Origin of the sequence: Paralcaligenes sp. KSB-10, assembly GCF_021266465.1 — a bacterium.
Classification (GTDB): domain Bacteria; phylum Pseudomonadota; class Gammaproteobacteria; order Burkholderiales; family Burkholderiaceae_B.
In genome coordinates this window covers 1,505,987-1,517,943 of the sequence record NZ_CP089848.1, presented here as the reverse complement: position 1 = coordinate 1,517,943, position 11,957 = coordinate 1,505,987, and the positions used below count along the sequence as shown (strand labels likewise).

12 protein-coding genes are annotated in these 11,957 nt (G+C 59.1%); 6 read left to right on the top strand and 6 right to left on the bottom strand.

All coding sequences use genetic code 11. The annotated features are described in order from the left end of the window. Nucleotides 1–70: 70 nt before the first annotated feature. A complete protein-coding gene (locus LSG25_RS06925; protein WP_232743951.1) occupies nucleotides 71–625 on the top strand; it encodes an NADPH-dependent FMN reductase in 555 nt (184 codons plus the stop codon). A gap of 46 nt (nucleotides 626–671) precedes the next feature. On the opposite strand, the gene LSG25_RS06920 is transcribed toward LSG25_RS06925, so the two are convergent. After that, nucleotides 672–2,246: an MFS transporter gene (locus LSG25_RS06920; RefSeq protein ID WP_232743950.1), complete on the bottom strand. Its 1,575-nt coding sequence runs from the start codon at nucleotides 2,244–2,246 to the stop codon at nucleotides 672–674. Nucleotides 2,247–2,251: 5 nt separating this feature from the next. Next, entirely contained in the window at nucleotides 2,252–2,731 is a 480-nt protein-coding gene (locus tag LSG25_RS06915; RefSeq protein WP_232743949.1) for a MarR family winged helix-turn-helix transcriptional regulator, read from the bottom strand. Between the two features lie 235 nt (nucleotides 2,732–2,966). Here LSG25_RS06915 and LSG25_RS06910 point away from each other — a divergent pair, with 235 nt between their 5' ends. Continuing rightward, complete coding sequence (locus tag LSG25_RS06910) at nucleotides 2,967–3,752, top strand: HpcH/HpaI aldolase/citrate lyase family protein (protein WP_232743948.1); 786 nt, start codon at nucleotides 2,967–2,969, stop codon at nucleotides 3,750–3,752. Here LSG25_RS06910 and LSG25_RS06905 read toward each other — a convergent pair. Beyond that, entirely contained in the window at nucleotides 3,746–4,645 is a 900-nt protein-coding gene (locus tag LSG25_RS06905; RefSeq protein WP_232743947.1) for a LysR substrate-binding domain-containing protein, read from the bottom strand. The genes LSG25_RS06910 and LSG25_RS06905 overlap by 7 nt on opposite strands. Nucleotides 4,646–4,778: 133 nt before the next feature. On the opposite strand from LSG25_RS06905, the gene LSG25_RS06900 reads away from it, so the two are divergent. Together LSG25_RS06900 and LSG25_RS06895 are read left to right on the top strand one after the other, a co-directional pair. Further along, complete coding sequence (locus tag LSG25_RS06900; RefSeq protein WP_232743946.1) at nucleotides 4,779–5,984, top strand: CaiB/BaiF CoA-transferase family protein; 1,206 nt, start codon at nucleotides 4,779–4,781, stop codon at nucleotides 5,982–5,984. Nucleotides 5,985–6,048: 64 nt separating this feature from the next. Continuing rightward, nucleotides 6,049–7,188, top strand: a complete 1,140-nt coding sequence (locus LSG25_RS06895; RefSeq protein WP_232743945.1) for an acyl-CoA dehydrogenase family protein — start codon at nucleotides 6,049–6,051, stop codon at nucleotides 7,186–7,188. A 25-nt stretch (nucleotides 7,189–7,213) separates the two neighbouring features. On the opposite strand, the gene LSG25_RS06890 is transcribed toward LSG25_RS06895, so the two are convergent. Then, nucleotides 7,214–7,963, bottom strand: a complete 750-nt coding sequence (locus LSG25_RS06890) for a 4'-phosphopantetheinyl transferase superfamily protein (protein WP_232743944.1) — start codon at nucleotides 7,961–7,963, stop codon at nucleotides 7,214–7,216. After that, entirely contained in the window at nucleotides 7,947–8,936 is a 990-nt protein-coding gene (locus tag LSG25_RS06885) for an LLM class flavin-dependent oxidoreductase (protein WP_232743943.1), read from the bottom strand. Before LSG25_RS06885 ends, LSG25_RS06890 begins: the two co-directional genes overlap by 17 nt. Nucleotides 8,937–9,051: 115 nt before the next feature. Here LSG25_RS06885 and LSG25_RS06880 point away from each other — a divergent pair, with 115 nt between their 5' ends. After that, nucleotides 9,052–10,842: a peptidase M14 gene (locus tag LSG25_RS06880; protein ID WP_232743942.1), complete on the top strand. Its 1,791-nt coding sequence runs from the start codon at nucleotides 9,052–9,054 to the stop codon at nucleotides 10,840–10,842. Nucleotides 10,843–10,847: 5 nt separating this feature from the next. Here LSG25_RS06880 and LSG25_RS06875 read toward each other — a convergent pair whose 3' ends face one another. Then, a complete protein-coding gene (locus LSG25_RS06875; protein ID WP_232743941.1) occupies nucleotides 10,848–11,024 on the bottom strand; it encodes a hypothetical protein in 177 nt (58 codons plus the stop codon). A gap of 186 nt (nucleotides 11,025–11,210) precedes the next feature. Between LSG25_RS06875 and LSG25_RS06870 the strand changes: the two genes are divergently transcribed. Beyond that, nucleotides 11,211–11,888, top strand: a complete 678-nt coding sequence (locus tag LSG25_RS06870) for a bifunctional 2-polyprenyl-6-hydroxyphenol methylase/3-demethylubiquinol 3-O-methyltransferase UbiG (RefSeq protein WP_232743940.1) — start codon at nucleotides 11,211–11,213, stop codon at nucleotides 11,886–11,888. Nucleotides 11,889–11,957 lie beyond the last annotated feature (69 nt).

Below are 11,957 nucleotides of genomic sequence, written 5' to 3'. Positions count from 1 at the left end.
GCCGGATTTGGAGTTGTGGCAATATATACGGCAGACTGAAAATCCTTCTGCTTTTTTTTGAGGAATCGCCATGAGCCAATACCAAATCGCAGTCATTGTCGGCAGCCTTCGCAAAGATTCGTTCAATCGCAAGCTGGCCGGGGCTATTGCCAGGCTGGCGCCAGCCGAGTTTTCCTTCAAGCAATTGCAAATCGGCGATTTGCCGCTTTACGACCAGGATAGCGACGCGAATCAGGCCGAATCGGTCAAGCGGCTGAAAAATGAAATCAAGTCGTCCCAAGGCCTTATTTTTGTAACGCCTGAATACAATCGCTCGATTCCAGGCGTGCTCAAGAATGCCATCGATAACGCGTCGCGCCCCTATGGCCAAAGCGCTTTCCAGGGCAAACCCGCAGGCGTGCTGGGTATCTCGGTCGGTGCCATCGGCACCGCCCTGGCGCAGCAGCATTTGCGCAATACCCTGGCATATCTGGATGCCCCGACACTGGGCCAGCCCGAAGCATTTCTTCAGATGAAAGAGGGGTTGTTCGACGAGGCCGGCAATATCGGCAATGCCGATACCAGGAAATTCCTGCAGGGCTGGATGGATGCCTATGTTGCCTGGGTAAAAAAGCACAACGCTTGATGCGGCCTCGGGGTATTTAGTGGTTTGCGGCCGGCGATGCGCGCGCTTATCCCAGCCGTCGCTGCGCCAATACCACAAGGGCTCCGACCATGGCCAGAACGGCTATCAGGCGGTACACATCTTCGCTGGCAATGAGCAAGGCCTGTTGGTCCAGCAGGCCCGTCAACTGGGACAATGCGGTCTGGCCGGCTTCTTTGGCGTCCATTCCCCGCGCGGTCAAGGCATTTTGTATGTGTTGCATCCATTGCATGGCAATGGCGGGCCGCTGGCCGACTGAGTCGGCAAGGGCCGCATGGACGCTGAACTGGCGATTCTGCAACAGCACGGCGCCCAAGGCCGCCGCAAACGAACTGGCTACCTGACGCATCAGGTTCTTGCTTTGGTAGCCATGCGCAAAGGTGCTGTCGCTCAGACCGCGAAAGGTCAGTCCGGCAATGGGTATGATGACCAGCACGCCAAACAGGCCTTTTGCCGCGAGGCTTGGAATCAGGGAATCGGGGCCTATATCGGGTGGCATGCTGGAGAACTGCCAGGCCGCGGCCGCCATGATCAGCAGGCCCGCAATCATGAGTGGCTTCTTGCGTTTCAGTCGCGGTGCGTAGCGTATATAGGCCAGGATGCCTGCCAGGCTCACCATGCCGGCCAGGGTGTTGAGCCAGCCTACGGTGGCCACGGGAATTTCCAGCGCTCGCTCGGCGTAGATGGGAAATACATAGCCGCTAAGATAGCTGATCAGGTAATACATGAAGTACATTGCCAGCCCGGTGAGGTATACCGGGTTATGCAAGACGCGCAACTGAAGCAAGGGTGTGTTGTGACGCCATTGGTGCCGCAGAAAACCGATCAGCAGCAATGCGCCTGCCATGGCTAGCGCAATCAGGCGTACGGGATGCGAAAAAATATCGAAGCGTGCTTCCGACATGGCTATTTGCAGCGCGGCAATGGCCGCGCCGAACCACAACAGGGGGATTAGCGCGGGGCGTTCGGCCTTGCCCTGAGGCTCGGCGTCGGGCAACAGCAGCCACGCGCCGGCCGCCGCGATGAACGCAAAGGGCAGGGCGCCGTAAAAAATATCTTGCCAGACGCCGTGATCGATCAGTTCCGCCGCCAACGCCGGCGCCAGTGCAGAGGCGGTGAAAATTCCGATCATGAAAATACGCTGTGCCCGTGGCCGGTCGCCTGGCGCAAACATGATCGGAATCAGGACGCGGCTGCTGGTGAATAGCGCGCCGCCCCCTACACCCTGAATGAATCGCGCCGCAACAAGTTGGGTCAGTCCGGCGCTGGTTGCCGCAAACAGCGTACCCACGATGAAAGTGCCCAGGGCTCCGGTCAGGTAGCGCCGGTAGCCGAAACGGCGCGCGAGCCATTGCTGCTTGACTATCATCAGCATGCTGCCTACGGCATAAGCCGACTGTACCAGTGCGAAGCTGCGTGGATCGGCATCGACGCCGCCCATGATGTGGCTGGCCGAAAATACGAACATGATATTTTCGAGGAACTCGACGGACACGATCAGGGATAGCAATATCATTGCGCACCACTGTCGCTGCTCATGCGTCAAGAAACCTGTGCTTCCGAAGAACCGAAGGCCGCCCAAAATCTTGCGATTGAATTTCATGATTTCTATTGCTGCAACCCCGCATGCAATCGCTGGAGATACTGGGTAGTGCGTGACTGTTCCGGTTTGTCCAGAACTGCCCAGGCTCGCGCATAAGCGGCGTGCACGGCCGGTATTGCTTCTTGCAGCAAGCGATGCCCGCTAGCGGTCAGTTTGAGTTCGAGGCTGCGCCGGTCCTGTTTCGAGGCGCGGCGATTGAGCAGGCCGCGCACTTCCAGGCTATCCAGAAAGCGTGTCATCTGGGTTCGCGTGGCATCCATGGTGCCGCCTAGTTCAGAGGGCGAACTGGGCCCGGTTTCGTCCGTGGAAAGCATGCTCATGATCAGATACTGCGACATGTTGAGTTCGAATGGCGCCAGGGCCTGATCTATGTATGAACGCAGCAATTGCGTAGTGCGAAACAGCAATCGCGTGGCAAGGATGTCGTCGCGCGGTGCGTTCGGGTGGATTTCGCAGAAACGGTCTATGCGGGTTTCGAAGGACATGGCGGCTCGGTATTGGCTGGTTCAAATATAATTTCATTTGTAATTATATCAAATGTAGCTAAATAGGCAATGGACAGGCCGGCCCTACGCTGCCGGGAAGGCGGCCGGCCTCGGGAGCGCAAGGCCGGCCTGCCCCGGGAGCGGCTCATTCCAGCATGCGATCTGCAGCGCGCGGCCCTATCGGTTATAAAGTCCCAGGATATTCATTGCATTTACCGAGGACGACAAATCAATCATGAGAGCGAATCGATTAAGGGAAGTTGTTAAAGAGCGGGGCCATGCGACGAATGCGTGGCTGTCGATTCCTTCGTCCTACAGTGCCGAGTTGGTGGCGCACTGCGGTTTTGACGCCATTACGGTTGATCTTCAACACGGCATGATCGATTTTGGGCAGGCCGTGACGATGCTTCAGGCGATATCCAGCACCGGGGCGACGCCTTTGGCCCGGCCGCAGAGTTCCGATCCGGTTCAGATCATGCAATTGCTGGACGCGGGCGCTTACGGGGTGATCTGCCCTCAAGTGGACGATGCCGATATAGCCAGGGCGGTGGTGGCTGCGTGCAAATACCCGCCAAGCGGAGAACGCTCTTTTGGGCCGGCCCGCGGCCTGCTCTACGGCGGTCCGGATTACTTTGCGCATGCCAACCGGGAAATTCTGGTCTTCGTCATGATTGAATCCAGAAAGGCGGTGCAGAACCTGGACAGTATTTTGTCGGTGCCGGGGATCGATGGCGTGTATATAGGGCCCAACGACCTGAGTCTGAGCTACGAGGGAACGCCAAGCTCCGACCCCAAGGGGGAGGCGGCCCAGGCGATCGAATACATTCGTACCCAGGTTGCGCAGCGTCAAATGCTGACGGGCATTTTTTGCGCCGATGGCGCCATGGCGCGCAAGCGTGTCGACCAGGGTTTCCAGGTGGTGACGCCAGGCAATGACGCTGCCATTTTGAAGAATGGCTGCCTGCAGCAATTGGCCGGGCTGGGGAACGCGACCGCCGACGGCGGCGGCAGCGGCTACTGAACCTTCCCTGAAAGGAATGCTCGCGCCACGCGCAAGAATGCTTCTGCCGCGGGCGTCGGGCGTTGCTCCGTGGAAGAGGCGAATGCCAGTTTCTGGGCCGGGATGTTTCCCGACAGGGGCTTGCACACGATACGCTTGCCGTCGTAGCTGAAATCTTTGGCGGGCCGGGTGGTCAGAATGGAAAAACCATGACCGTTGGCGACCAGGGACCTGGCCATTTCAATGGAGCCGGCTTCCATGGCTATGCATGGGGATACTTCGGCAAAGCTGAAAATAGACAGAAAATAGTCCCGGCTGTGGGGCAGATTGATGAGAATAAATGGTTCCTGGGCCAAATCCCCGATTGCCAGCGTGTCGCGGCGGCTTAGCGGATGGCGCAGGGGCAACAGCGCATAGGGCGAATGTGCGCCCACATAATGAAGCTGGACGGGCCGCGCCAGGCCCATATCGTAGACCAGTGCCAGGTCCAGCGTGCCGCGTTCGATCCGGCTGAGCAGCTCTTCCGTGTTGCCTTCGAGCATGGTGAGCCGGACGTGCGGATGGTCCCGGCGAAATTCACGCATGATCGCGGGAAAATACATCGGCCCCAACGTCGAGAAGCACCCTATGGATAATTCCCCTTCGATGCGGCCGTCCGTTTTGCGGCCCAGTTCCTGAGCCTGCAGCAATACATTTTGCGCCTGCCGGTAGCGCTGTTTTCCGGCTGCGGTCAGCTCCAGGCCTTGCGCATGTATGCGATAGAACAGTTTTTCATCCCACAGCGCTTCCAGCTCGCCAATTGCGTGAGATATGGACGGCTGCGAAACGTTCAGGGCGTGCGCCGCCTTGACGGTGCTGGCATGCCTGGCCGCCGCGGCGAAATACTCAAGCTGGCGTAGCGTAATGTGTATCAATTTTATTAATTCAGATAATTTATAAATAGTATTTTTAATTATACATAGAGGAGCCTAGCATGAGGATGCAGCAACAAATCATAGGTGTGCGGGCGGGCCGGGAAGATGGCTTGGTCCGGCAAAGGAGAGCGAATTGGACGAGAAAGCGGGACTGCCTTTAAGCGGTATTCGGGTGCTGGACTTCACTCGTGTTTTGGCGGGGCCTTTCAGTACGGCCTTGCTGGGCGATCTGGGGGCGGAAATCATCAAGGTGGAGCCGCCCGGGGGTGACGATTACCGTTCGGTGGGCCCTATGCGCAACGGCGAGAGCGCGATGTTTACGGTCATGAACCGCAATAAGAAAAGTGTCGTGCTTGACATGAAGACAGCCGAAGGCCGGTCTCTGGCGAGAGATCTGGCCGCGCACGCGGACATTGTGGTGGAAAATTTCCGCCCGGGCGTGGCCGACAAGCTTGGAATTGCCTATGCCTTGTTGAAAGAAAAAAATCCTCGCCTGGTTTACGTGAGCGTTTCGGGATTCGGCCAGGACGGCCCGGCGGCCCATCGGCCAGCCTACGACATTGTTATTCAGGCCTTGAGCGGCCTGATGGACGCGACAGGCTCCGCCGACGGCCCGCCGACTCTGGTGGGCGAGGCGGTCTCGGATGTATTGAGCGGATTGTTTGCCTCGTGGGGAGCGCTCGTTGCCTTGTATTCGCGGGAGCGCACCGGCCTGGGCACGCATGTCGATGTGTCGATGTTCGATACCATGCTGGCCTTTACCGCCACGTCTGTGTCGCGTTATCTGTTCACAGGGAAAGAACCGGTGAGAGTGGGCAACCGGCATCCCCTGTCGGCGCCGTTTGGGGTGTTTGGCGCCAGGGACGGTCATTACGTGCTTGCCGTGCTGAATAACAAATTATTTCGGCAGCTTGCGGCTGTGATCGGCTGCCCCGCGATTGTGGACGATGCCCGTTTCGCCAGCGACGAGTTGCGGGCCGCGCATGAGTCCGAACTTCGGGCGGTCATCGAGGGCTGGTCCGGCTTGCTGGATGTGGCCCAAGTGATTGAACGGCTGGAAGCCGCTGCGATTCCGGCGGCTCCGATCTGGAATGTCAGGCAAGCGCTGACGTCCGAACAAAGTGTATTTCGCGGTGTACTGACCGACACCGGCGACTCCAGGCTGCCAGGTTTGCGCTTGCCTTCGCAGCCGATCAAGTTTTCGGCTTTTGGCAGTAATCGCGTTACGCGCGCGCCGCGCCTGGGCGAACACACCGATCAGGCATTGCACGAATTGCTGGGGCTGGCGCATGGCCGGATAGCGGAGCTGCGCGCGGCGGGCGCCTTTGGCGCCGCATGATGCCGAGCTCGTCGCAACGCCTGGCAAGCCAGGCATTTCATCCAATGATTCCAAGGAAGCACACATGAATACACGTCTTGGCATTACCGCAGAAGATCAAGCTGTCGCCGACGCCATTGCCCGCTTCGCGGCCATGCAACTGGCCCCGCGTGCACAAGAGACCGATCAGCAAGAGATTTCCACCGCGCGCTACGTGCCGCTGCTGGCCGAGCTGGGGGTCATGGGCATGAATCTGCCCGAGCAATGGGGAGGGCCGGGTGTGTCGCCAACCGCCATGATTCTTTCACTTGTCGAGATTGCCAGGTGCTGCGCCGCCACGGCGTCCATGGTGGGTGCGCATTATCTTGCGACCGACTCGATTCTTATCGGTGGCAACGATGAGCTCCGGGCCCGCTACCTGCCGGATGCGGCCATGGGCGCGAAGCTGGGTGCGTTCGCGCTGACCGAACCCAGGGCTGGCTCGAACCCGGCCGATATGGCGACGCGCGCACAGCGGCAGGGCGGCAGCTACCGCCTGACCGGCGTCAAGCACTTCATTTCCAATGCGGGCGATGCCGATTTCATCGTGGTGTACGCCAAAACCGATCCGGGCGCCGGGCACAAAGGCATTAGTGTGTTCGTGGTCGACACGGCGACGCCGGGGCTGTCGATTTCATCGCCGGAAAAACTCATGGGTATCCGGGGCGCCCACGCGTTCGAAGTTGCTCTTGATTGTGAGGTTCCTCTCGAGAATCGGCTCGGCGCCGAGGGTTCGGGTTTTCGCACAGCCATGCAAGTTCTGGACAATAGCCGGATCGATGTGGCCGCCAGCAGCATCGGTATTGCCGAGGCGGCGCTGGATGCTTCGCTGGCCTGGGCCAAAGAGCGTCGGATAGGAGGAGAGCCGCTGGCCGACAAGCAGGGCATTCAATGGTTGCTGGCCGATATGAAACTGCGGCTCGAAGCCGCATGGATGCTGACTTTACAGGCCACGGCGGCGCGCAGCGCGGGCCGGCGGTTCTCGCTTGAATCATCGATGGCCAAGCTGTATGCCTCGGAGGCGGCCGGATTCATCACCGACGCCGCATTGCAGATCCATGGCGGATATGGCTATACCCGTGAAATGCCTCTGGAGCGCTATGTGCGCGATGCCCGTATCATGCGCATCTATGAAGGCTCCTCGGAAATTCAGCGCACTGTGATAGCCCGCTCGATACTTGCATGAACAAGGCCTATGCCGAAGTGGCCGGTCAATGGCGCAAGCCGGCGGTGCCTGGTTCCAGCCTGCGTTGCACGACCCTCAGGCCGCTTGCGGGAGATGCCAGGGCGGCGGAATAGCCCGGTGGGGCATCCAGTTCATTCACGGTCCAGGATTGTGGATTTGCCCAGCCGGGAATACGCAGCAGCTTCACCGGCCGGCCAGGGCCGAGGCTGAGCTCCACTGTCGAGGGTTCCCGCAGCAAGCCTTGGCCCGAGGCTTTTGTTATGGCTTCTTTATGAGTCCAGATCGCGTAAAAGGCCGAGGTGCGTTCTGGTTCGGTAAGCGTCTGCCAACACTCCCATTCCGAGGGTGAAAGTATCATGCGCGCTACCGCTTCGAGGTCGTCGAGCGTGCGCTGAATTTCAATGTCGACGCCTACGTCCGCACCCTGTGCTATGGCAATCAGCGCCTGTGTTCCGGAGTGCGCAACATTGAAACGCAAGTCGCGCGCCGGCGCGCGCAGACAGGGCTTGCCGAACTCGCTCCGCGCGAAGCGGCAGTCGTTCGGGGCAATGTCGAGATAGAGGCCAAGCAGCGTGCGCAGTGTGCCTCGAGTCAGAACGAACTGCCGTTTTGCCGCCGCCAGACGAAGCGTGTCGGCCCGCTGCTTTTCATCGTCGGCCAGTATTTCCCATAAGGCGGGATAGTCGGCGTTCGCCTGGTCGAGCGACAGCGCCCAGACATGGCAGCTTATGGCCTCGATATGGAAGTCGGGATGGTGTCTATGCCATTGCTGCATGCGCTTCGGAGACAATTTCGTAGGAACGCAAACGCGCGGCATGGTCGAATATGTTCGAGGCAATCATCAGTTCGTCGGCTCCGGTGTGCGCGATGAATGCCCGCAACTGGTCGGTCACTGTCTTGACTGAGCCTATGGCCGAGCACGACAGGATCTGGTTCAGCAGCGCCTGCCCCTGCGGGCCGATGCGATCCAGGTAGTCGGCCATGGGCGGCGGCAGGCGCGAAGGCCGGCCGGTGCGTGAATTGACAAACGATTGCTGCGCCGAAGTAGCGAGGATTCGGGCCTGCTCGTCGGTGTCGGCGGCAAAAACATTGAATCCCAGCATGACATGAGGCTTTTGCAACTGCTTCGACGGCTTGAAGGTGGAACGGTAGACATCGATCGCCTGCATCATTTGCGCTGGGGCGAAGTGCGAGGCAAAGGCGTACGGCAGGCCCAGCGCCGCGGCCAACTGAGCTCCGTACAGGCTGGAGCCCAGTATCCAGATCGGTACATTCAGGCCGGTGCCGGGCACGGCTTTGACCGCTTGCCGGGGTTCCGATGAAAAATAATCCATGAGTTCCAGGACATCGTGCGGAAATTCGTCCGAATCGGAGGCCAGGTTGCGGCGCAGGGCGCGTGCCGTGGTCTGGTCCGAACCCGGTGCCCGCCCAAGCCCCAGATCGACGCGCCCGGGGTGGAGCGATTCCAGAGTGCCGAATTGTTCGGCGATGACCAGCGGCGAATGGTTGGGCAGCATGACGCCGCCCGCTCCTATCCGGATCGTTGAGGTGCCTGCGGCCACATGAGCGATGAGGACGGCGGTCGCGGCGCTGGCTATGCCCGGCATGCCATGGTGCTCGGCCAACCAGTAGCGGTTGAAGCCCCAGCGCTCGCCGTGCTGTGCAAGATCGAGCGAGTTGCGGAATGACTGGGCGGCGGTGGCGTTCTCGGTGATGGGCGAGAGGTCGAGAATGGAAAAGGGAATCATGGGTTCTATATGAGGCCGGCGGGGAAAAAAACAATATATCCGATATTGCGGCGCCAATCGGCCGAAGGTGCCGATAGTCAACTAAAATCGGCTATTCCTCTACTCATTCTCGCACATGCCCATCCTGCTTGACCGAATCTTCCTGCGCACGGCCGATGAGCTGGTGTTGCAACTGAGCGCCGAAGCCTATCGCGGCTCCAAGGTACAGCTATGGTTGTTCGAAGATCTTCCAAAAAGAGTTTCCGTGCGGGCCGAGCTGGGCGCGCTTGGCGTGCATGCACAGGTATTCAGCGCCTACAAGCCTTTGGTGCATTTTTTTCTCGATGAAATCGACTCTTCCGGATTGACGCACGCTCGCATCGAATATCCACGGCATGCGGCCTGCGCGGAAAATCGATTCCTGTTGGAGGCCTATCCTTTGACCGGCCTGTTCCCCGATGTGGAGATCGAATTCGTGGCTGCACCCGATGTGTCGGAGCAGAGCTGCTATCGGTTGGACCTGCGCTATGCGGATCGCACCGAAGCGCATGAAGTGTTTGCTCCCAACGTCATGCAAACCGATTTTCTGGGAAAGGCCGTATATGCGCCCTCCGCCTGGTTAAAGACAGGCCATTGCGCCGGCGGCACCCCGGTGGCGGCCGAGTATCAGTTGGCTTGCCAGGAGGTGATGAGCGCCGTGATGGGGCACGAATGGGGCAAGACAGAACCTTATTTCAAGCGTTTGACCATCGACATGGTCTTGCCCGGCATTGAGCGCCGCCTGGCGTGCGGCCACGAGCACATGAGTACAAGCGAGGCCATGCACGAGGAAATTTATTTTTCCCTGCTTGAATATTTTCAGCATTATTCAGGCCGCGCCGCGGGTAGCCGGGGCTTGCAGCCGGGGCAGATCGTGCCGCTTGTGCATCTGGATAACGACGGCACACCTCGCATACAGATCTCTTTTGAGGCTGCGGAGCACAATAAGTCTCAGGCGCCGTTCCAGCCGCCAGCGTTGGACACAAGGCAGATTGAAGGCGACGCGCCCGATCTGGCGCAGGTGGACCGGCCCTTGACCATCGCTCAGGTCGAGCGATCGCTGCAGGCCCTTCCTGGGCGGCATTTTGCCGAAGCGTCGCAACAGGGGCGAGCCGTCAACGTAGTGTATCTTGCCGGAGACTTGCCCGCCGTGCTGATCAGCGGCGCGCAGCATGCCAATGAAACGTCCGGAGTGGTGGGCTCCCTGCGCGCCGCCGCTCAGTTGAAAACTCGGCCAGGCGCGCATTTTGCGCTGATGCCGCTCGAGAATCCCGACGGCTATGCCTTGCATCAAGCCCTATGCGTCGAGCATCCGGCACATATGCATCATGCCGCGCGCTATACCGCCCTGGGCGACGATATCGAATATCGCGAACAGGCACCCTGGTACGAGCGCGAGGCGCGGCGGCGCGCTTTGGCCATCAGCGGCGCGCAATTGCATCTGAACCTGCATGGGTATCCGGCGCATGAATGGATTCGGCCATGCACCGGATATCTGCCTCGCGGATTCGAAGCGTGGAGCATACCCAAAGGATTCTTCCTGATTGCGCGTTTCAAGCCGGACTACAAAGAAACGGCTTTAAGCCTGCTGGAGCATCTGACACGTCAATTGTCGGCGGACACGCGCCTGATGAGCTATAACACTGAGCAGTTGCGGCGCTATCAGCGCTATGTGGCCCTGCCGCCGTTTCAGGTTCGGCACGGAATCCCGTATACCGCAAGCGAAGCTCCCGGCCAGGGCCCCGGCATTACGCTGATTACGGAATTTCCAGATGAAACCCTCTGCGGCCCCGGGTTTTCGTTTGCCCATACGGTACAGATGCAAACGGTTTTACTGGCGTCGGAATGGTGGTGGGCGAATGCGCCGAAGCGGCAGGGAGGCGCCTGAGGTTGTCAGTCTTGATTGGCGGCGGTTTTCGTGGTGCTGATGGCAACCGGGTCGCTGGCCGGAAAGCTTTCCGTCAAGGCGTGGTCCAGGGCCGCTTCCCGATGCTTTTCCGATTTGTGACGGATGTTTTCCTGCTGGGGCGCGGGGGTTTTCCGGGTGGGGAATTTGAAGGGTTTGTCCATGGCGCGGCTCCTTGCAAAAATGATGAATCGCCCGGTTGGGAAAAGGGCGCATGACAGATCGCGATGCCATCAGGAATAGTCGGTCCCGATATCTTTTATTTACCAAGCGTATCATATAAGTTGTTGAAAAATAATATATATTACTTATCGAGTCATCTTGAGACCATCGGCTACAGCACCTACCTCATGACACAGCATTCAGACCGGATCCGGCAGATCAGCGCGCCCACGCTTGCTTACTACAATCAGAATGCCGAAGAGTTTCGCGAAGGAACACGCAATCACGATGTTGCCCAGAATATTGCCGCTTTGCTGCGGCATATTGAAGCCCGGCCACCCTTTCGCATCCTGGATTTTGGCTGCGGACCGGGGCGTGACTTACACGCTTTTGCCAGGCTTGGACATGTTCCAATCGGTCTCGACGGCACCGAATCGTTTGCTGTCATGGCGCGTGCCGAGACGGGTTGCGAGGTATGGCAGCAGGATTTTCTGAATCTCGATTTGCCTCGTGATCATTTTGATGGTGTCTTTGCCAACGCCAGCCTGTTCCATGTGCCTGGCGTCGAACTGCCGCGTGTATTGACGCAATTGTGTGCGGCCTTGAAGCCCGGCGGTGTCCTCTTCAGTTCGAACCCACGTGGCCAGGGCGAGGAAGGCTGGCATGGAGGACGCTATGGCGTATATCACGATCTCGACTCCTGGCGTGCCTTTATGGTCGCAGCCGGATTTATCGAGCTCGAGCATTATTATCGCCCTGCGGGGCTACCCCGCGAGCAACAGTCCTGGCTTGCCAGCGTTTGGCGCAAGCCCGCGTCATTTGCTAAGGGTGGGCTAAGTGCTGGCTTGAATAATGACGGCGATTAACCATTTTTTTGAGCCTCGCCTCGATAACCTGAAGAGGCCTTATGATGCGTTCCATGAATTCAATTCTTA